Here is a 19,895-nt window from a genome sequence, read left to right as displayed (position 1 = left end):
GCCCGCCACCACCAGCTGTCCCGGCCGACGAAGCCGGTGCCGTGGCACGGCCTGCCGTCTGGCCCGGACCGACCGCGTCCGTCGACGGGCTCGGCTGTACGGATTCCCCTACAGCCGAGCCTCGTCGTTCCTGCCGCACGGGTTTGGTAGGGCAGCCGGCCGCGACGGTCAGCAGCAGCTTGCGGCGGCTCCGCTGGTGGCGGGCTCCTTCTCGGCGGCCGGGGTGCAGCAGGCGCTCGCCGTCGCCTTCTCCAACTGCGGGGAGTCGGCCTTGACGGTGTAGACCTCCCACGGCTCGTTGCCGGGTCCGCGTACCCAGACCTTGTCCTGGAGGGCGTAGCAGCACTCCGTGCTGTTCTCTTCGAGCGTGATGAGGCCGGCGTCGGTGAGGCGCCTGGTCGCCGTGCTGACCTCGTCGGTGCTGAACACCTCCACCCCGAGGTGGTCCATGACGGTCGGCTGGTCGGGCTCGCCTTCAAGCAGGACGAGCTTCAGCGGCGGGTTCTCGACGGCGAAGTTGGCGTAGCCGGGGCGACGCTTCGCCGGCTCGACGCCGAACAGCTTGGAGTAGAAGGCGACGGAGCCTTCGAGGTCGGAAACGCGCAGAGCGAGCTGGACGCGGGACATGGTTCTCCTCCTGGGACGGCTCAACCGGCTTGTCTAGACGATTTTCGAAGCAGTGGACCCCACTGTCGCACCTTGTTTTGAAGTCTGTCAACCTAGGCATGTATCGAAACAGGCGCTGCCGGTGGTGGACCGCTCCGAAACCGCCTTGTTGTCCTGCTGGCCCATGCCTACCGTGCAGTGATGCTCTCCAGAATGCTGACGGTGACCTTCGATGCGCACGACCCGGCTCGCCTGGCGCAGTTCTGGGCCGGCCTGCTCGGCCGGGAGGTCGCCGACGACGCCGGTGGCGCGCTCCTGCCTGGTGACGACACTCAGCTCAGCCTCCGGTTCATCCCGAGCGGCGCGGAGAAGGTGGGGCCGAGCCGCCCCATGCACCTTCACCTGACCAGCGCCAGCCACGCCGACCAGCAGCACACGGTGGCGACGGCGCTGGGGCTCGGCGCCGGCCACCTCGACGTCGGGCAGCGCCCCGAGGAGGGGCACGTCGTCCTGGCCGACCCCGAGGGCAACGCGTTCTGCGTGATCGAGCCGGGCAATGCCTTCCTCGCCGGGTGTGGCTTGCTCGGGGAGGTCGCCTGCGACGGCACCCGGGAGGTCGGCCTCTTCTGGAGCGAGGCGCTGGGCTGGCCGCTGGTGTGGGACCAGGACCAGGAGACCGCGATCCAGTCACCGCAGGGCGGCACGAAGGTCGCGTGGGGAGGCCCACCCTTGGCCCCGAAAGAGGTGAGGAACCGGCAGCGCTTCGACTTCACCCCGGCCGGTGGCGACCAGCAGGCGGAGGTCGACCGGCTGGTCTCCCTCGGGGCCACTCGGCTCGAGGTCGGTGAGGACGGTGCCGTCGTGCTGGCCGATCCCGACGGCAACGAGTTCTGCCTGAGAGGGAACTGACCACAGCGCGGCCGGTTGTCAGTGAGTCCGGGCGGCCTGCCGCCGGACCGCCTCCCTCTCGCCGACGCGGTCGGCGTCCGCTCCCCTACGCCGCGCGGGTCCTGGCCCCGCGGCCCGGCGAGGTGTTACCGAGCACGGAGTTCAGCTGGTCGGCCCAGTCATCATCGGCGAGCCCCGGCCAGAACGTCGCGCCAATCCTGCTGCGCCAGGGCCACAGCATCGTCCCGAGACCGGATCTGTCCCGCGTCGGCTGACCCAGCCCGGAAACCTGTGCGGTCACAGCTTCCAGCTTCGGCTGCCGATCATCGACATCAGCAGCCCGTGGGTCTCGGCGTCGCCCGCCACCACAAGCCCGCGGCCTGCACGCCCGATCGGGGCGCCGTCGATTCCGGTGACGACGCAACCGGCGGCCCGGCACAGGGCGATGCCGGCGGCGAAGTGCACGCTCTCGGCCAGGTCACCGCCATCGGTGACGTATGCGGATCGCCTGCCGGCCGCGACCCAGGCCAAGGCCAGCGTTGTGGACACGACCCGCGGCCGGAACCGTTCGACGAACCCAGGGTGGGCCAGCAGGTCCACGGCCCGGAATCCAGGCGCGCTCGGAAACGGCGGATCCAGGTTCACGTCCACCAACTGGGTGGCGGGCGTGGGCGTCAGCTGCGCCATCGACACCGTCATGCCGCACCCAGGCGGTCTCACCGTCGGTGAAGAAGACCTCGCCGCTGAACGGGTCGGCCACCGCCGCTGCCCCATCGCGCAGCGCCACGTTGACGGCCACCAGCATGTTGCCGACGGCGTAGTTCAGCGTGCCGCACAGGGGATCCACCAACCACTGGCGCACCACGTCGGCCGCGCCCCGCTGCCCGCCTTCCTCGCCGAGCACCGCGTCATCGGGCCGAGCAGCACGGATGACGTCCAGGATCGTCTGCTCAGCCTCCACATCGGCGGCGGTGGCGAAATCCCCGGCACCTTTGTCGATGCGGGTGAGCCGCTGGCCGTACATGCTGCGCACCACGTCCGCGCCGGCACGTGCCGCAGCTACCGCAACCCCGGCATCGTCAAGGCTCGCGTACGGGTTGATCATGCCGGGCACCATATCGGGGCGAGCCCAATCCCCACCGACGCCTGCTCAGAGGGGCTCGCGGCTTGCCCTCGTTGCTGGCTGGTTGCCGGCGTCTGACGGTGTCTGACGGTGTCTTGTGTTCCACCTGTGCCCCGAGCGCCTGCCGGGCGGCCTCGCCCATGGGGTCGTCGCGGGTGGGCAGCCCTTGGATGGTCGGCAACACTTCCTCCTGGAAGACGCCGTGCAGCCGGCGCAGTTCCCACGCCGGATGCTCGGCGTCGTCGACCCGCACGTCCCAGAGCGGGTACGGCTGATCACCGATCACCGTCACGGTCGCCGACCGTGCGCCATGCCGGTCACCGCCGGCCTCCTCGCCGGCCCCGATGGCCAGCACGAGCCGCTCCGCCAGGTCGAGTTCCCGACTGTCCTCGAACACCCGGACGATCTCCGCGAGGGTCTCCGGGCCCACCAGGCGGTTGCCCTGCACCGCGTACCCCGGCCCGGTGCGGTGCCCCGCCCAGTCACGTGCACGGGAGCCGGTGAAGGCGTGCGAGCGACCCTGGCAGTCGACCATGCCCACCTGCCGCACCTCCCGACCCGGGTCACGGGCCAGCAGCTCGGTCAGGACGTCCTGCGGCGAGCGGCCCGCGCCGAGCAGCGGCAGGCCGTCGTAGGCCAGGAACGGGTTGGGGGTGGCCTGGGTCGCCACCGCACCGCCCGAGTGGACGTGTGCGACGAGCTTGCCGACCGCGGGTCTGGCCGTCAGGGCTCCCACCCCGAGCTGGCCGGTACGTGGACACCGTGCGGCGATCGAGAAGGTCACGGTCGGCACGTACCCGGACGAACGCCCGGCATGCCAGAGCCGGCCTCGGTTGCCAGGCCGATGGTCGGGGCAGCGCAGGAAGGCGCCTGAGGGGCCTGTCACACCCTCCCAGCGGGGCCGGCACCGAAGTTTCATGGGTCGGGAAGACGGGGATGCCGCGGCTTCCAAGACTCGGCTCGGCGCCGCAGGCATCCACAGAGCAAGGAGATACACCCGATGCGTGGAGTAGTCATGCACGCCGCCGGCGACGTCCGCGTCGAGGAGCGTGAAGACCCGAAGATCATCGAGCCCACCGACGCCATCATCCGCGTGACCGCGAGCTGCATCTGCGGTTCGGATCTGTGGCCGTACCGGGGCCTCGAGCCCGTCAAGGATCAGATCATGGGTCACGAGTACGTGGGCGTCGTCGAGGAGATCGGCCCCGAGGTGAAGAACGTCAAGGTCGGCGACTTCGTCGTCGGGTCGTTCGTCATCTCCGACAACACGTGCGAGATCTGCCGGTCCGGCTACCAGTCCCGCTGCGTGCACGGCGAATTCGTGTCGGCGACGGTCGGGACCCAGTCCGAGAAGGCCCGTATCCCCCTGGCGGATGGCACCCTGGTTGCCACGCCGGGGCAGCCGGACCCGGGGCTGATCCCGTCGCTGCTGGCCGCGTCCGACGTGCTCGGCACCGGCTGGTTCGCTGCCGTCGCCGCCGACGCCGGCCCTGGCAAGACGGTCGCGGTCGTCGGTGACGGCGCTGTTGGCCTGATGGGCGTCCTCGCCGCCAAGCAGCTGGGCGCAGGGCGGATCATCGCGATGTCCCGCAACCCTCAGCGGCAGGAGCTGGCCCGGTTCTACGGCGCGACCGACATCGTGCAGGAGCGCGGCGACGAGGGCGTGGCGAAGATCAAGGAGCTCACGAACGGACTGGGTGCGCACAGCGTGATCGAGGCGGTCGGCACCCAGGAGTCGATGATGCAGGCCATCCGGTCCACCCGGCCCGGCGGGCACGTCGGCTTCGTAGGCGTCGCCCACGATGTCGAGCTGCCCGGCCTGGAGCTGTTCTTCGCCGACATCCATCTGCACGGCGGCCCTGCCCCGGTGCGCCGGTTCCTGCCCGACCTGATCCAGCTGATCTGGGACCGCAAGATCGACCCCGGCAAGGTCTTCGATCTGACGCTGCCGCTGGAGGAGGCCGTGGAGGGCTACAAGGCGATGGACGAGCGGCGCGCCATCAAGGTGCTCCTCACCGCCTGACGCCACCCGCACGCACTCCCCGCCCGCCCCGCGTCGTCACAGCGGGGCGGGCGGACGCGTTCTCACGAATCCGGCAGGAACCAGCCGCTTGAGGCGTCGGGGGTACTGACGGGCCCCCTCAAGCGACTACGAAGCGTGGCTACCGTGGAAGTTGAGCACCAAGGACGAGGTCAGAGAATTTCTGATCTCCCGTCGCGCGCACGTGACCCCCGAGCAAGCGGGCCTTCCCGACTACGGCGGAGAGCGACGCGTGCCGGGCTTGCGGCGCGAAGAGGTCGCCATGCTCGCCGGGGTCAGCCTCGACTACTACACCCGTCTCGAGCGTGGCAATATCCGTGGCGCTTCCGAGAGCGTGCTGAATGCCATCGCGCGGGCGTTGCAGCTCAACGACGTCGAGCGTGAGCACCTGTTCGACCTGGCCCGCACCGCCCTGGCGGCGTCGGCAGCGCGCAGCAGGAAGCCGACAAAGCGGTCGGTGCGCGCATCGGTGCAGCGCGTCCTGCACAATTTGGCGGTCCCGGCCGTCGTGTACAACGCGCAACAAGACCTCATCGCCTCGAACCTCATGGGGCGCGCGTTGTTCTCTCCACACTTCGAGGCCGAGAAGCCGAACATGGCCAGGTTCGTCTTCCTCGACCCCCGCGCCAAGGACTACTACGAGGACTGGCCACTGGCCCGCCGCATGACCGCCGCGATGCTGCGACTCGAGGCCGGACGAGACCCCCTCAACAGCGACCTCACCGCACTCGTCGGGGAACTATCAACCCGCAGCCCGCAGTTCCGGGAAGACTGGGCCGGCCAGGACGTGCACGAGCACCGCACCGGCCAGAAGGTCTACCGCCACCCCGAGGTCGGTGAAATCGAGATCACCTTCGACGTGTTCGAGATGCCCGGCGAAACGGGCCTGTCCATCGCCACCTACAGCGTCGATGAGGGCTCTGAGTCCGCCGACAAGTTCGCACTGCTCGCAAGCTGGGCAGCAACCCAGGAATTCGACACCAGGCAACCAGGGTCTGGGGCGAAGTCCACCACAGCCACTCGTTGATGGGCGAGGTGGATTGCTTCGAACTGGCGACCTGGTCTCGGGAGTGGGCGGACTGGCGCGACGCCGCCGGCTGGCCGAAGTAGCACAGGACCTTCACGCCCTGCGACATTTCTTCGCCACGACGTTGATCACGAATCACGCCGAGCCACCGGAGGTGCAGCGCATGCTCCGGCACAAGACGCTGCGGATCACGTTGGAGACGTACGTGCACTGGTGGCGCGACTCGTAAGCCGGCTTGGCTGTACGAATGGCTATACAGCCGACGCCGGATCCGCTCCTACTGCTGGCTCGCTGGGCTGAAAATCTCCCGAGGCGGCCCCGGCTCCGCCCAACACAAACCGCCTCGAAACTCGACTCCAGGCACGTCTTCGACCATGCGGCTGATGTCCGCTACTGCCCCGAGCGACACAGCGGCGCTGCCGCGCAGCTCTGCGGTCGCCGATTCGAGATCGTCGCCTTCCTTCGACCAGTCGATATCCGCGTCCCGCAGCTCGTCAACAGCCGATCCGTGAGAGCTTGAGCATCGGTAACCAGCACGTCGACCCTGCAGTACAGGTGCAAAGTGAACGGCGCGGAAGCGGGCGGGTTGTCCACCCCACCAGCATGCCGACGCGAGCTTTGGTTTGGAAGAGCGTGCTCAAGAGGTCGTGATCGCCCGAGGTGCCTGCTCGGAAAAACGGGCACGGTTACGTCTCGTGCCCGCCCGTGCCCTCTCGGCCCGTTGGGTACTGGCCCATAAATGGCCCGCCGCCGCAGTCACCTCAGCCCGGGGCGAGAATCACCGCCGTGCCGAAGATAGTTGTTGAGATCCACGTCCCGCTACTGGCCTCGGCCATCGATTGCCTGCTCGGCCAGGAGGGGACGGCGTAACCGCTTGGCTGTACGAATGGCTGTACTCGGAACCGAGATCAACCAAGGAAAGTGCTGGTGGAGCCCAGGGGACTTGAACCCCTAAGCCGCGAGCGTGCCTCGCACCGTTCGGAAGCGGACTCATCGACGCTCCGACCTCGGGCCGGACCAGTCAGCCCCTCTCGACGTTTGACACCTCTTGCGGCGCTCATCTGTACTGGCGTTGTACTAGTCGATCTTCGCTTGGCATCGACGGGTTGCCCCTGCCTTGCAAAGATCAAGACTCCTGTCGGCCGACGTCGGTGACAACCGTTGACCTGCTCGACTTGTCGGCTGCCGTCGCCTGTCACTGGTGTTCGTCAGCCGGCTTGGCTGTACGGATGGCTGTACAGCCACACGGTTTAGGAAGTGTGGACACGGCCGGAACTCGCAGGGCAGCGCCCTGGCTTGACCTGCCTCGCCACGCTGGCCGCCACGTCCAGGAGCTGACCGCCGTTGACCGTCGTCTCCCATAGCAACGGGCACGCAAGGGGCACGCGGGCACGGGCCGACTGTCAGCTTGGGAATCGCACAAGATCGCTTCGACGTGCGCCGCTTCTCCTGCTCGCCTCGGCCGTAGGCGGCCTCACGTAGCCCCCGATGACATCGGCTTGTGGCCCGTGGATGGCCCGTCTCAGGAGGCAGGCAGTAGGTGGTGTAGCAACGACGCGGCTTGTAATGTCACGAACGGGCCTCGCGACCCGGCATGCGGGTAGTGATTTCCTGCAGCGTCCAGCCGTTTCCGTCCGGGTCCTGGAATGAGGCGAACGAGTTGTAGCTCGTACGTTCGGGGTCGGGGCCGGGTTGGCGCGCCTCGGGCCAGAAAGCACCGCCGGGGCCGTGGTAGACCTCGGTGACGTCGACGCCCCGCTGGGCCAGCTCCTCCCGTGTGGCCACGACGTCGGAGGTCACTAGCTCTAGGTGCCGCATCGACCCCGGTGCAGCGGCTATCGGCAGGCCTGTGCCGAACGCGATGGACGTATGGCCGTCACCAGTCGGGGTCACTTGCACGATGCGGACGTCGTCGCTGACCTTGATGTCTGCGTCCAGTCGCCAGCCCAGGCGATCCCGGTAGAACTCCAGCGCCCTGTCGACATCCGACACCGGGATCGTGACCACCTCAAGATTGACGTCCATCGTACCCACTCCTTGTCTGTCCTGTCTTCGGTGTTCTGTCCCGACGGCGGGAACCCTTTGGTCCTGGCCCCGGGCCACCCGGGCTCCCGCCGGCCATCAGTCACCAAGACCGGATCAACGCCTCTGTGATCGAGGATCGGGAGCGGCTACTGCCGCCGCTGTTCCTACCGCCGGACGTTACCCCCCGATTGGGCCACGTCGCGGAGGATCCGGAAGACACTGGCCGACCACCGGGCCGACCGGCGGGAGTGGGTCAAGGCGCTCCTGGACGTCACCACCGACGCCGACACCGCTCGGTCCGGCGGCGAGCAGCGGCACGCCCACCGACTACCGCCATCGCCGGTATCGGGTGGACGAGCGGATCGCCAAGGTGTTCCTGGAGGCGCTGGGCGATCCGTCGTCGGACTGACTGGGCGACTGGATGGGCAGCCTATGGCCCGTGTATGGCCCGCCCGAGTGAGCTGACCTCCCAAAACCGAAGGCCCTGGTTGGGACTCGCGTCCCGACCAGGGCCTTTCGTGTGGAGCGGGTGACGGGAATCGAACCCGCACTGTCAGCTTGGGAATCTCACAAGATCGGCTTGGAGGGTGGCGTTACGACTGCTCGGTGCGCTCTCGCGTGGCCTGGTTTGGCCCCGGATGACACCACCTTGTGGCCCGCGGATGGCCCGGCCGGTCCTCTGATCCGTAGCCTCGGCGAGGTTGTCCGGCTTGGTGCGGCACTGTCGGCGACTCCTGGTCCCACCGCTTCACGGGTCCGCTGCTGTGTCGGCCCGCCCAGCGCCGTTGCTGTCAGTCGTTGCTGTCATCGCGGCTGCGGCTGCTGTCAGCTCGGCAAGCAGCGCCCCGGATGGTCTGTGGTGGTCTGGCGCGTTGCGGATACGATCGCGGCCCTCCTGTGTTGTCGGATTGGGGTGCGGCCGTGGAGTGGGTATTTCCGATCCTGTGGGCGGCGATCTTTGCCCTCTTCTATTTGACCGAGGGCAGAACCACCGTGCGGGAGTGGCGGCTGCGGCTCTTCGGTCAGACCGTTAACGGCAGGGTTACCAGCCTTAGGCGGTCGGCCGGTCGTTATGGCCCGGTGTGGAGGGGCAGCGTCACGTACTCATCCCCGCGTGGCAAGCACACGATCACCGGCCACGTTGCCCCGGACGTCGAAGTCGGGCAGGACTTCCTGGTGCGTTACCTTCCAGGAAACCCCGAGGTGGCAGTCATGTCCGAGGGCGTCATCATGCTGATCTTCAAGACCATCGGGACCGTAGTAGTCACCGCGTGCCTCATTGCCATTGCACTTACCGTCGCGCTGGGCTGAACTCGTCATTAGTACCACATTGGTCTCGGCTGGTTAGCGGATCTCCTCGTCGGGCAGTCGCAGACCGTCCAGCCTCCCCGGACGGGGCCAAGGTCGATGGGCCGGCAGGTGTCGGCGAACCCGAAGCTCTGGGAGACGTACCGGTCGAAGCTGGCCGGGCGCTCCACCTTGGCCCCGCCCGGGGAGGCTGGTAGCCCTTGTGGTGCCCGGCGAGGTGATCCGCGGCGGCATCTCTGAGGAGGGCCGGGGTTCGGGGCGGAGCCCTGAGGTCTTCAAGGTCTTGTCGTCCGTCAGCGTGGCCGGACGGCCCGGCCGATGCCGGCCGGAGGTCGCCAGCAGGCCGGGGCCGGGCCGGCGCGGCCCGCTTGCGGGCCGCCTTGATGCCGTGCCTGCTCGATATCGGGCGGCGATCTGGTTAGGCGCGGGGCAAGGTTGCCGCCTGGGTGAAGCGCTCGGGGTAGAGGTTGGTGCGCGCTGCATCGACCAGGAGCGGGGAGGGCTGCACATCGTCCAGCAGCTGCGGTACGCGCCGCAGGAGCACGGCGGTTTCTACCTGAGCGAGCCCAAAGCGGGGTCGTCCGGGACCGTCCACGCCCTGCGACATTTCTTCGCCACGACGCTGATCACGAATCACGCCGAGCCACAGGAGGTGCAGCGCATGCTCCGGCACAAGACGCTGCGGATCACGCTGGAGACGTACGTGCACTGGTGGCCGAAGCGGGACCGGCCCCGGGGCATCGTCGGCAATGTGTTGCGTTCGGCCCTCACGGGCCTAGATCAAGCCTGATCTGTACTGACGTTGTACTAGTCGATCAAGCAAACTGGGAAACCGCAGGTGAGGAGCGTAAATGGTGGAGCCCAGGGGACTTGAACCCCTAACCCCTGCCTTGCAAAGGCAGTGCTCTGCCAGTTGAGCTAGGGCCCCGAGGGCGGTCGGAGCCGCCTGGTGCTGGCCGGTGCCGGCGGGATCAGCGCAGGTCGGGCGCGGTGGTGGCCTCGTGCCAGAGGGCGCGCTCGTCGTTGGAAGCCTTGACCTTCTTGGCGACCAGGGCGGCCACGCCGACGACGCCGACCAGGAACAGAAGCTTCTTGAACATGGGGCGACCCCTCGCGCTCGACTAGCCGTCGGAACGGTGTGCGGTGGGGCTAGCTGGAATCGAACCAGCGACCTCAGAGTTATCAGCTCTGCGCTCTAACCGACTGAGCTATAGCCCCGCGTGGCGACGAGCAAGGTTAACCCATCGCCACGTCCGGTCCCAAATCGGGGTGGTCGTGGCGCCCGTCCCACCCGACCGTACCCGTACCGGCGACGAGGCGGCGACTGCTTTCCCCGGGCGGTCCCGCGCCGAGATCAACTCGGCTTGCGGCGTGTCGCGGTGTCAGCTCGCCGGGACACCGCGACACGCCCCAAACCGTGCGGCGAGCCCGGACGACGGGCGGGGCCGGTGAGGGGGCCGGACACGGCGACGCCGGGGCGACCGCGGTGCCCCGGCGTCGTCGGGTGTCAGTCGCGCTCGGCGAGCGTCAGCTCGATCCCGCCGACCAGGTCGGCGCAGACGTTGTAGACGAACGCGCCGAGGGTGGCGAGCGCCGTGAACAGGACGACGTTGACCAGGCCGATCAGCGCCGAGCTGAGGATCACGCCCCGGGCGGTGATCTGGAAGCCCCCGGTGCCCTGCCCGCCGGCGTTGACCAGGTCGGTCAGGCTCTCGTTGACGCTCTGGAAGACGCCCATCGCGTCTAGGGCCAGGTAGAGCACCGAGGTGGCGACGACCACCACGATGAAGAGCACCACCGAGACGGCGAAGGCGAACTTCATCACGGACCACGGGTCGATCCGCTTGAGGTTCAGCCGGGCCCGGCGCGGCCCGCGGGACGCGGCCGAGCTGACCGAGCTACGCGCCGCGCGTACCGCGTCACCCACGCGCGCGGCCCCGACGGCCGCCGCTCCGCTGATACCCGGCGGCAGGCCGCCACCGTTGGCGGGGCGGGCGGTGCCGGCCGGACGGCCGCCGTCGGGCGACGGCCTGGTCGGGCCGCCCACCTTCGGCTGGGTGCCGGTGCTGGACGGGGACGTGGCGGTGCCCGCCTTGATCGGCTGCGTGGTGGTCGCCGGCGCGACCGGGGCGCTGACCGGCGCGGCCGCGGAGGTCGGCGCGTCGGGTACCGGTGTCTCGGCGTTCTCGCTCGCCCCCGAGTCCTCCCCGGGCTTGTCCGGCGGCGGTGCCATGCCGGGAGCCCGGGTGAACTTCGGGGCAGGCGCGTCGGCGGGGACGGTCGCCCGGCCCACGGCGGCGCGGCCGGCCGCCGATGTGCCGCTCTTGGCGGCCTCTTCGTCGACCGGGTTGGCCGAGGTCCCCTTGTTCCCCGACTTCGCCTGTGTCTCCGTCATTCAACTAGTCCTGTTCGTCAGGCTCGTCGGCATTGCGAGCAATCGCCACGATAGTCACGCCGTCCGGGAGGTCCATCAGCTTGACCCCCATTGTGTTCCGGTCACGCGTACGGCGTACAGGCTTCACCGGAGTCCGGATGACACCGCCGTTGCTCGTGATCGCGAACAACTCGTCCTCCGGGTCGATCACGACCGCGCCGACCAGACCACCGCGTCGCTCGGTGATCTTCGCAGTCAGCACGCCCTTACCTCCCCGGCCCTGGACCGGGTATTCCTCGATCGGGGTACGTTTCGCGTATCCCCCGTTCGTGGCCACCAGAACGTCCAGACCCTCCCGAACCACCTCCATGGCCAGGAGCACGTCGTCGTCGGTGAAGCGCATGCCGATCACGCCCGTGGTCGCCCGCCCCATCGGCCGCAGCGCCTCGTCGGAGGCGTTGAACCGGATCGCCTGCGCCTTCTTCGACACCATCAGCAGGTCGTCGGAGGGCGCGACGAGGGCAGCACCGACCAGCTCGTCCTCATCGCGCAGGTTGATCGCGATGATGCCGCCGGAACGGGGGGAGTCGAACTCCTCGAGCCGCGTCTTCTTCACCAGGCCGTTCTTCGTGGCCAGTACCAGGTAGGGAGCCACCTGGTAGTTCGGAATTTCAATGATCTGCGCGATCTGCTCGTCCGGTTGGAAGGCGAGCAGGTTGGCCACGTGCTGGCCCTTGGCCACCCTACTGGCTTCCGGCAGCTCGTACGCCTTGGCCCGGTAGACGCGGCCCTTGTTCGTGAAGAACAGGATCCAGTCGTGGGTGGAGCATACGAAAAAGTGGCTGACGATGTCGTCCTGCCGCAGGGTGGCGCCGCTGACGCCCTTGCCGCCGCGCCGCTGGGAGCGGTACAGGTCGACCTTGGTCCGCTTGGCGTACCCGGTGCGGGTGATCGTGACGACCACGTCCTCGCGGGCGATCAGGTCCTCCATGGAGACCTCGCCCTCGAACGGCACGATCTTCGTACGCCGCTCGTCGCCCCACTTCGCGACGATCTCGCCGAGCTCCTCCGAGACGATCTTCCGCTGCCGCTCCGGCTTGGCGAGGATGTCCTTGAGGTCGGCGATCTCGATCTCGAGCTTGGTGAGGTCGTCGATGATCCGCTGCCGCTCCAGGGCGGCCAGGCGGCGCAGCTGCATGTCCAGGATCGCGGTCGCCTGGATCTCGTCGATCTCCAGCAGCCGGATCAGGCCCTGCCGGGCGTCGTCCACCGTGGGCGAGCGCCGAATCAGGGCGATCACCTCGTCGAGGGCGTCCAGCGCCTTGGCCAGACCACGCAGGATGTGCGCCCGCTCCTCGGCCTTGCGCAACCGGAACGCGGTCCGCCGGCGGATCACGTCGATCTGGTGCTCGACGTAGTAGCGGAGGAACTGGGCCAGGTTGAGGGTGCGCGGCACCCCGTCGACCAGGGCCAGCATGTTGGCGCCGAAGGTCTCCTGGAGCTGGGTGTGCTTGTAGAGGTTGTTCAGCACCACCTTGGCGACCGCGTCGCGCTTGAGCACGAGCACGATCCGCATGCCGGTACGCCCGGAGGACTCGTCGCGGATGTCGGCGATGCCGGCGAGCTTGCCTTCCTTGATCAGCTCGGCGATCCGCTCGGCCAGGTTGTCCGGGTTCACCTGGTAGGGCAGCTCACTGACCACCAGGCAGGGGCGGCCGCGCTTGTCCTCCTCGACCTCCACCACGGCGCGCATCCGGATCGAGCCGCGCCCGGTCCGGTACGCGTCCTGGATCGCGGCCTGGCCGACGATCAGGCCGTAGGTGGGGAAGTCCGGGCCCTTGACGATCTCCAGCAGCGCTTCGAGGGTGGTCGCCTCGTCCACGTCCGGGTTCTCCAGGCACCACTGCACCGCCGCGCCGATCTCGCGCAGGTTGTGCGGCGGGATCTTGGTGGCCATGCCGACCGCGATGCCCTCGGAGCCGTTGACCAGCAGGTTGGGGATCCGCGACGGCAGGATGGTGGGCTCCTTGGCCCGGCCGTCGTAGTTGTCCTGCAGGTCGACGGTGTCCTCGTCGATGTCCCGCAGCATCTCCATGGCCAGCGGGTCGAGCTTGCACTCGGTGTACCGCATGGCGGCGGCCGGGTCGTTGCCCGGGGAGCCGAAGTTGCCGTTGCCGTCCACCAGCGGGTACCGCAGCGACCAGGGCTGCGCCATCCGGACCAGCGCGTCGTAGATCGCCGAGTCGCCGTGCGGGTGGAACTGGCCCATCACGTCACCGACGACCCGGGAGCACTTCACGTAGCCGCGATCCGGCCGGTAGCCGGAGTCGAACATGGCGTAAAGGATCTTGCGGTGGACCGGCTTGAGCCCGTCCCGGACGTCCGGCAGGGCCCGGCCGACGATGACGCTCATCGCGTAGTCGAGGTACGAGCGCTGCATCTCGACCTCGAGGCCGACCGGCTCGATCCGGTCGTGCGCCACGACGGCCGCGGTTGTCTCCGGGATCTCCGGCTCGTTCGGGGTGGACTCGGGAGTATCGGTCACTGTTAACCCTTATCAGACTCAGAGTCGTTTTCGTGCTGTGGATAACGGCTGTGGAAACCGGCCAAGCTGTGGATAACTCTGTGGACCGGCGGGTCGGCCGGGGAGGCCCGGCCGACCCGCCCACCACCGTCAGATGTCGAGGAACCGCACGTCCTTGGCGTTGCGCTGGATGAACGAGCGGCGCGCCTCGACGTCCTCACCCATCAGCACGCTGAACAGCTCGTCGGCGGTTGCGGCGTCGTCGAGCGTGACCTGGCGCAGGGTGCGGGTGGCCGGGTTCATCGTGGTCTCCCACAGCTCGGGATAGTTCATCTCACCGAGACCCTTGAACCGCTGGATGTCGTCCGGCCGGGCGTTGGGCTTCTTCTGCTGGCGCAGCGCGATCAGGCCGTCGCGCTCGCGGTCCGAGTACGCGTACTGCGCGTCGTCGCCCTTCTTGTTCCACTTGATCTTGTAGAGCGGCGGGGCGGCCAGGTAGACGTGCCCCAGCTCGACCAGCGGCCGCATGAAGCGGAAGAGCAGGGTGAGCAGCAGCGTCTGGATGTGCTGGCCGTCGACGTCGGCGTCGGCCATCAGCACCACCTTGTGGTACCGCAGCTTCTCCATGTCGAAGTCGTCGTGGATGCCGGTGCCCAGCGCGGTGATCAGCGCCTGGACCTCGTTGTTCTTCAGCACCCGGTCGATCCGGGCCTTCTCCACGTTGAGGATCTTGCCGCGGATCGGCAGGATCGCCTGGGTCCGCGGGTCGCGCCCCTGCTTGGCCGAGCCGCCGGCCGAGTCGCCCTCGACGATGAACACCTCGGACTCACGCGGGTCGGTGGACTGGCAGTCGGCCAGCTTGCCCGGCATCGAGCCGGACTCCAGCAGCGACTTGCGCCGGGCCAGCTTGCGCGCCTGCTGCGCGGCGATCCGGGCCCGGGCCGCCTGGGATGCCTTCTGGATGATGGTCTTGGCCTCGGCCGGGTTCCGGTCGAACCAGTCGACCAGCCACTCGTTGCAGACCCGCTGCACGAAGCTCTTCACCGGCGTGTTGCCCAGCTTGGTCTTGGTCTGGCCCTCGAACTGCGGGTTGGCCAGCTTGACCGAGATGATCGCCGCCAGGCCCTCCCGGATGTCCTCGCCGGAGAGCTTCTCGTCGCCCTTGAGCAGCTTCTTCTCCGCGCCGTAGCGGTTGACGACGCTGGTCAGCGCGGCCCGGAAGCCCTCCTCGTGGGTGCCGCCCTCGTGCGTGTTGATCGTGTTGGCGAAGGTGTAGACCGACTCGCCGTACGACTCGTTCCACTGCATGGCGATCTCGACCGACATGCCCTCCTCCTCGGCGCCGAACTCGACCACCGTCTTGTGGATCGGGTTCTTCGAGGCGTTGAGGTGCCGGACGAAGTCGGCGATGCCGCCCTCGTAGAGGAAGGTGACCTCGCGCGGCTTGCCCTCCTCGCCCTCCGGGACCCGCTCATCGAGCAGATGGATGCGGAGGGCACGGTTGAGGAAGGCCATCTCCTGCAGGCGCCGGTAGATGGTCTGGAAGTCGAAGTCGACGGTCTCGAAGACGTCCGGATCCGGCCAGAAGGTCACGGCCGAACCGGTGCGGTCGGTGGTCTCGCCCTTCTCCAGCGGCGACGGCTTGGAGTTGGCGTACTGCTGCCGCCAGACGAAGCCGGACTTGTGGATCTCCACCGCCATCCTCGTGGAGAGCGCGTTGACCACGGAGACGCCGACGCCGTGCAGACCGCCGGAGACCGCGTACGCCTTGCCGTCGAACTTGCCGCCCGCGTGCAGCACGGTGAGCGCGACCTCGACACCCGGCTTCTTCAGCTTGGGGTGCAGGTCGACCGGGAAGCCTCGGCCGTTGTCGGTGACCCGGACGCCGCCGTCCTCCAGCAGCACCACGTCGATGGTGTCGCAGTAGCCGGCCAGCGCCTCGTCCACGGCGTTGTCCACGACCTCCCACACGAGGTGGTGCAGACCGCGCTCGCCGGTCGACCCGATGTACATACCGGGCCGCTTACGCACCGCCTCGAGCCCCTCGAGGACGGTGATCGACTCGGCGCCGTACTCCTGCTTGTCCTGCGCTGCCACCCTCGGCCACTTTCTCGCGCCGGCCGCGCCAGGGCGCGGAGGCGCGGGTTCGGCGGACAGGACGCGACGTCGGCGCACGGATCGCCCCCGGGAACTCCAGGTCACGGATCGCGTACGCCGGTCGCCGCGGTTGCCCGCGGATCGCGATCGGCTCCACCCGCCGCGGTACGTTGACCAAGGGCCTCCCAGGCCCGTGTCCGTCGCTCCGCGTCGGGTCTTCGTCTCGTTGTCAATCCTACTGTGCGCGGACGACAGAGACGCCACTCGGCACCCCCTGCGCGGCGTCTGAGACCTCCGTAGCGGCCCGAATCGCGCTGGCCGCGACTCCCCCTACACGCCAAGGGGGGATCGAGGGCCGGGCCGCCACGGAATCGGGCCGTGCCGACGGCCGGTCGGGGGTCGCGCGCAGAGCGGCCGTACCGTACCTTTGCGGCGCCACCGGTGCTCGTCTTGATCTTTACCATCCGTAACCGGGACGATCGACTCGATCGATCCGACACGTGCTCACAAGGGGTGACGCCAGATGGGGCTGGACAACGTCGCGGTGCATTGGCCGCGGACCGGCCGCTTCTACGATCCGGTCGCGCCGGCCGAGTTCGTCGACTTCGGGGAGATCGTGGACATCCCGCAGATCTCCGCACCGACTGCGGCGCTGGCCGAACACATCGCCAAGACGGGGACGGTCCGGGCGACCGCCTACACCGAACTGGTCGACCTGATCCTCGGCCTGGAAAATGTGCTCTACGCCACTGACGCCGCCGCCGAGGACGAGGACCCGGTGATCGACCCGGACGGGTGCTCCTGGATCGCCGGCGGCGTGGAGAAGTTCGTCGCCCAGCACCGGCCGTTCGGCGAGCCGGTCACCTTCGAGTCGGTCAGCGAGGTGCTCCGCTCGCTGCTGGCCGACGGGCGGCTCGCCGAGCAGCAGCTGCGCTGGCTGGGCACCCGGCTCGACGCGTTGCGCGACGAGAACGGCAACCCGCCGCAGTGGGACTTCACCTGCGCCGAGCTGGGCGTGCTGGCCGCCTTCTACCGCCGCTGCGCCGACCGCGGCTTCGCCGTCTACGCCGACGCCTGATCGCGCGCCGGCCCGACCCGCCCCGTCGACCTGACCGGGCGGGTCGCCGGCGTCGTCAGGAAGTCGTCGGGCCCGGCGCGGCGGGGGTGCCGGTCACGGCGCGGTTGGCCGCGCCGATCACCTCGGTCAGCATCGTGTGCAGGCGCCGCAGCTCCTCGATCGGCATGCCGAGCCGCTCCACGATCGTCGGCGGGATCTGCTCGGCGCGGGCGCGCAGGGCCTGACCGCTGGCGGTGAGCGTGACGGCGAGGCTCCGCTCGTCTGCGGCGTCCCGCTCGCGCCGCAGGTAGCCCGCCGCCTCCAGGCGCTTGAGCAGGGGCGACAGCGTGCCGGGATCGAGCTGGAGCAGGCGACTCAACTCCCGGACCGACAGCGGCGCGTGCTGCCAGAGCGCGAGCATGACCAGGTACTGCGGGTGGGTCAGCCCCATCGGCTCCAGCAGCGGCCGGTAGACGGCGACGACCCCGCGCGCGGCGACGGAGAGGGCGAAACACACCTGCTGCTCCAGCGCCAGCGGATCCCCGTCCAACTGGTCACGCACCGATCGGCCTCCTCGTGGTCGTTGCTATGATACCAACCATTGGCGTACCAATCGTTGGGGCACCAAACATCGAGGAGAGGTCGGCGATGGGCGAGGAGAAGCGGCAGCAGCGGGCTCCCGGGGAGGGCGGCAGGCTGTGGGCCTGGGCCTACAAGTACCTGGCCGGCCCGGCCGAGGGGGTGCCGGGCGCCGTGCAGGGCGGTTCCACGCAGGCCCGCGAGGCGTGGAAGCGGGACCTGGAGAACCGCAAGCGGTGGAGCCGTGAGCAGCGGGAACGCAAGCGCGCCGAGCGCGAGGCCCGCCGCGCCGAGCGGTGAGCCCGGCTCAGCCGTAGGTGTCGCGCGGGCCGCGGCCCCGGACCCGCCGCGGGCCCTTCGACCAGGACGGCGCCGCCGGGCCGTGGATGTGCAGCTTGCGCACCACGTTGTGGCCCACCTCGCCGGCGATCCGCTTGAGCAGCGAGCCGGCGAGCAGCCGCAGCTGGGTGGCCCAGGCCGTCGAGCGCGCCTCCACGGTCAACTCGCCGTCCTCCAGCTTGACCGGGCGGCTGTGCTGGGCGATCTCCGGCCCGACGACCTTCTCCCAGGCGCCGAAGACGGTCGCCTCCGCGGCCGGCTGCTGCCAGCCGCGCGCCTTCATCAGCCGTTCCAGCACCACGCCGAGCGGCTGCGGGTCACGCGGGTCCGGGCCCGACCCGGAGTAGCCGCGCAGCCGCCGCTCGCCGCCGTCGCCGGAGACCGCGCTCTTCCGCCGGGTCTTCGCCGTCTCCGCCCGGCGCGCCTTGGCCGCGTCCAGCACCGCCCGCGCCAGCTCCGGCCCGGCCGCGCCCGCCCCGGCTGCGGCGTCCGCACCGGCACCGGCCGGTCGCGCCCCGTCGGCGTTCCCGGCACCGGGCGCACCGGGCGCGCCGGCCGGTCGCGCCGACCCGCCGGCTCCGGCGCCCCGACCACCAGGCGCGGCGTCCGCGCCACCACCGGCCGCGTGGACGGCGGCACCGCCCGCGTCGGTTCCAGCTCCCCGAGGGGTACGCGCACCGCGCTGGCCGCCCGAGGCGGCGCGACTCGGGCCGCCGGTCCGGCGGGTCGGCCCACCCCCCTCCGCGGCGTGCTCCGGCTCAGTCGACACGTCGCACCGTCCCCTCGCCCACCGCGTACCGGGTGCCGCGCAGCGCCGCCGGCACGTCGTCGTCGACCGCACAGGTCACCAGGAGCTGACCGGCCCCGCCGACCAGCTCCGCCAGCCGCTCCCGGCGGCCCGCGTCCAGCTCGGCGAAGACGTCGTCCAGCACCAGCACCGGCTCGATGCCGTCGGCGCGCAGCAGGTCGTACCCGGCCAGCCGCAGGGCCAGCGCGTACGACCAGGACTCGCCGTGGCTGGCGTACCCCTTGGCGGGCAGCGGGCCGAGGGTGAGGCTGAGCTCGTCACGGTGCGGGCCGACCAGCGTCGTGCCACGGTCGATCTCGTTCGACCGGGCCTCGACCAGCGCGGCGGTCAGCGCCTCGGCCAGCACCGCCCGGTCGGTGGTCGGCTCGGCCAAATCCAGCGACGGCCGGTACGCGATCCCCGCCGCGCCCCGGCCCGCCGCCACCGCGTCGTACGCCTTCGTCACGTGCGGGGCCAGCGCGGCCACCAGTTCCAGCCGGCCGGCCAGCAGCTCGGCGCCGTGCCGGGCCAGGTGGGTGTCCCAGACCGCCAGGGTGGACAGGTCCCCGCCGCGCGACCCACCCGTCTTGCGGGCCAGGTACGCGGTGCGCAGCAGGGCGTTGCGCTGCTTGACCACCCGCTCGTAGTCGGCGCGCACCCCGGCGTACCGGGGCTGCCGGAGCACCAGCAGGTCGTCCAGGTAGCGGCGGCGCTCGGCCGGGTCGCCCCGGACGAGTTCCAGGTCCTCTGGGGCGAAGAGCACCAGCCGCAGCGCGCCGAGCACGTCCCGGGCCCGCCGGGCGGGTGAGCGGCCCAGCCGGGCCCGGTTGGCCTTGCCCGGGACGATCTCCAGCTCGACCAGGAGTTCCCGCCCCTTGTGCACCACCGCGCAGCGGATCACCGCCGAGGCGGCGCCCATCCGGACCAGGGGGGCGTCCGTGGCGACCCGGTGCGAGTCCAGGGTCGCGACGTAGCCCAGCGCCTCGACCAGGTTGGTCTTGCCGACGCCGTTGGCGCCGATCAGGACGTTCGGCCCCGGCTCCAGGTCGACGCCGACCCGCTCGTACGAGCGGAAGTCGACCAGTTCGAGCCGGCGGACGTACACAGGCTGTGGATACCG

At 69.7% G+C, this 19,895-nt stretch carries 16 protein-coding genes, 2 tRNA genes and 3 pseudogenes; 8 read left to right on the top strand and 13 right to left on the bottom strand.

Annotation, left to right across the window (positions count from 1 at the left end):
• Positions 1-168: 168 nt before the first annotated feature.
• Positions 169-627: an ArsI/CadI family heavy metal resistance metalloenzyme gene (locus M2302_RS17200; protein WP_280838889.1), complete on the bottom strand. Its 459-nt coding sequence runs from the start codon at positions 625-627 to the stop codon at positions 169-171.
• 180 nt (positions 628-807) lie between these two features.
• On the opposite strand from M2302_RS17200, the gene M2302_RS17195 reads away from it, so the two are divergent.
• A complete protein-coding gene (locus M2302_RS17195; protein WP_280838888.1) occupies positions 808-1,515 on the top strand; it encodes a VOC family protein in 708 nt (235 codons plus the stop codon).
• A 276-nt stretch (positions 1,516-1,791) separates the two neighbouring features.
• Here the strand turns inward: M2302_RS17195 and M2302_RS17190 are convergent.
• Positions 1,792-2,611, bottom strand: a pseudogene (locus M2302_RS17190) (inositol monophosphatase family protein).
• Positions 2,574-3,401 (bottom strand): DUF1028 domain-containing protein, encoded by an 828-nt coding sequence (locus M2302_RS17185; RefSeq protein ID WP_280838887.1) that lies wholly within the window; start codon positions 3,399-3,401, stop codon positions 2,574-2,576. Before M2302_RS17185 ends, M2302_RS17190 begins: the two are co-directional and overlap by 38 nt.
• Positions 3,402-3,617: 216 nt before the next feature.
• Between M2302_RS17185 and M2302_RS17180 the strand changes: the two genes are divergently transcribed.
• The 3 genes and pseudogenes from M2302_RS17180 to M2302_RS33140 all read left to right on the top strand — a co-directional run.
• Positions 3,618-4,640, top strand: coding sequence for a zinc-dependent alcohol dehydrogenase family protein (locus M2302_RS17180; RefSeq protein WP_280838886.1), 1,023 nt, complete (start codon positions 3,618-3,620; stop codon positions 4,638-4,640).
• A 151-nt stretch (positions 4,641-4,791) separates the two neighbouring features.
• Positions 4,792-5,685, top strand: coding sequence for a helix-turn-helix transcriptional regulator (locus M2302_RS17175; protein WP_280838885.1), 894 nt, complete (start codon positions 4,792-4,794; stop codon positions 5,683-5,685).
• 29 nt (positions 5,686-5,714) lie between these two features.
• Positions 5,715-5,914 (top strand): annotated as a pseudogene (locus M2302_RS33140) (tyrosine-type recombinase/integrase); the annotation flags it as partial.
• 1,340 nt (positions 5,915-7,254) lie between these two features.
• Here M2302_RS33140 and M2302_RS17165 read toward each other — a convergent pair.
• Entirely contained in the window at positions 7,255-7,710 is a 456-nt protein-coding gene (locus M2302_RS17165) for a VOC family protein (protein WP_280838883.1), read from the bottom strand.
• 921 nt (positions 7,711-8,631) lie between these two features.
• Between M2302_RS17165 and M2302_RS17160 the strand changes: the two genes are divergently transcribed.
• Together M2302_RS17160 and M2302_RS17155 are read left to right on the top strand one after the other, a co-directional pair.
• The gene (locus M2302_RS17160) at positions 8,632-9,021 is read left to right on the top strand and encodes a DUF3592 domain-containing protein (protein WP_280838882.1); all 390 of its coding nucleotides are present in this window, start codon (positions 8,632-8,634) and stop codon (positions 9,019-9,021) included.
• A 202-nt stretch (positions 9,022-9,223) separates the two neighbouring features.
• A complete protein-coding gene (locus tag M2302_RS17155; RefSeq protein WP_280838881.1) occupies positions 9,224-9,808 on the top strand; it encodes a tyrosine-type recombinase/integrase in 585 nt (194 codons plus the stop codon).
• Positions 9,809-9,870: 62 nt separating this feature from the next.
• Here M2302_RS17155 and M2302_RS17150 read toward each other — a convergent pair.
• The 6 genes from M2302_RS17150 to gyrB all read right to left on the bottom strand — a co-directional run bounded on the left by M2302_RS17150 (position 9,871) and on the right by gyrB (position 16,013).
• Positions 9,871-9,946: transfer RNA gene (locus tag M2302_RS17150), tRNA-Ala, on the bottom strand.
• Positions 9,947-9,989: 43 nt separating this feature from the next.
• Complete coding sequence (locus tag M2302_RS17145) at positions 9,990-10,118, bottom strand: DLW-39 family protein (RefSeq protein WP_210774060.1); 129 nt, start codon at positions 10,116-10,118, stop codon at positions 9,990-9,992.
• Positions 10,119-10,162: 44 nt separating this feature from the next.
• Positions 10,163-10,236, bottom strand: a tRNA-Ile gene (locus M2302_RS17140).
• 289 nt (positions 10,237-10,525) lie between these two features.
• Positions 10,526-11,413: a DUF3566 domain-containing protein gene (locus tag M2302_RS17135; RefSeq protein WP_280838880.1), complete on the bottom strand. Its 888-nt coding sequence runs from the start codon at positions 11,411-11,413 to the stop codon at positions 10,526-10,528.
• A gap of 4 nt (positions 11,414-11,417) precedes the next feature.
• Positions 11,418-13,937 (bottom strand): DNA gyrase subunit A, encoded by a 2,520-nt coding sequence (gene gyrA / locus M2302_RS17130; RefSeq protein WP_280838879.1) that lies wholly within the window; start codon positions 13,935-13,937, stop codon positions 11,418-11,420.
• 129 nt (positions 13,938-14,066) lie between these two features.
• Positions 14,067-16,013, bottom strand: a complete 1,947-nt coding sequence (gene gyrB, locus M2302_RS17125; protein WP_280838878.1) for a DNA topoisomerase (ATP-hydrolyzing) subunit B — start codon at positions 16,011-16,013, stop codon at positions 14,067-14,069.
• A 523-nt stretch (positions 16,014-16,536) separates the two neighbouring features.
• On the opposite strand from gyrB, the gene M2302_RS17120 reads away from it, so the two are divergent.
• Complete coding sequence (locus M2302_RS17120; RefSeq protein WP_210774055.1) at positions 16,537-17,091, top strand: hypothetical protein; 555 nt, start codon at positions 16,537-16,539, stop codon at positions 17,089-17,091.
• A 55-nt stretch (positions 17,092-17,146) separates the two neighbouring features.
• On the opposite strand, the gene M2302_RS17115 is transcribed toward M2302_RS17120, so the two are convergent.
• Positions 17,147-17,632, bottom strand: coding sequence for a MarR family transcriptional regulator (locus tag M2302_RS17115; protein WP_210774053.1), 486 nt, complete (start codon positions 17,630-17,632; stop codon positions 17,147-17,149).
• 86 nt (positions 17,633-17,718) lie between these two features.
• On the opposite strand from M2302_RS17115, the gene M2302_RS17110 reads away from it, so the two are divergent.
• A complete protein-coding gene (locus M2302_RS17110) occupies positions 17,719-17,949 on the top strand; it encodes a hypothetical protein (RefSeq protein ID WP_210774051.1) in 231 nt (76 codons plus the stop codon).
• Positions 17,950-17,956: 7 nt separating this feature from the next.
• Here M2302_RS17110 and M2302_RS17105 read toward each other — a convergent pair.
• Together M2302_RS17105 and recF are read right to left on the bottom strand one after the other, a co-directional pair.
• Positions 17,957-18,463: pseudogene (locus M2302_RS17105) on the bottom strand (DciA family protein); the annotation flags it as partial.
• A gap of 283 nt (positions 18,464-18,746) precedes the next feature.
• Positions 18,747-19,880, bottom strand: a complete 1,134-nt coding sequence (recF, locus tag M2302_RS17100; protein ID WP_280838877.1) for a DNA replication/repair protein RecF — start codon at positions 19,878-19,880, stop codon at positions 18,747-18,749.
• Between the last annotated feature and the right edge of the window lie 15 nt (positions 19,881-19,895).

Origin of the sequence: Micromonospora sp. A200 (assembly GCF_029893845.1) — a bacterium.
Lineage (GTDB): Bacteria > Actinomycetota > Actinomycetes > Mycobacteriales > Micromonosporaceae > Micromonospora > Micromonospora purpureochromogenes.
This window is presented reverse-complemented; position numbering and strand designations above follow the sequence as displayed.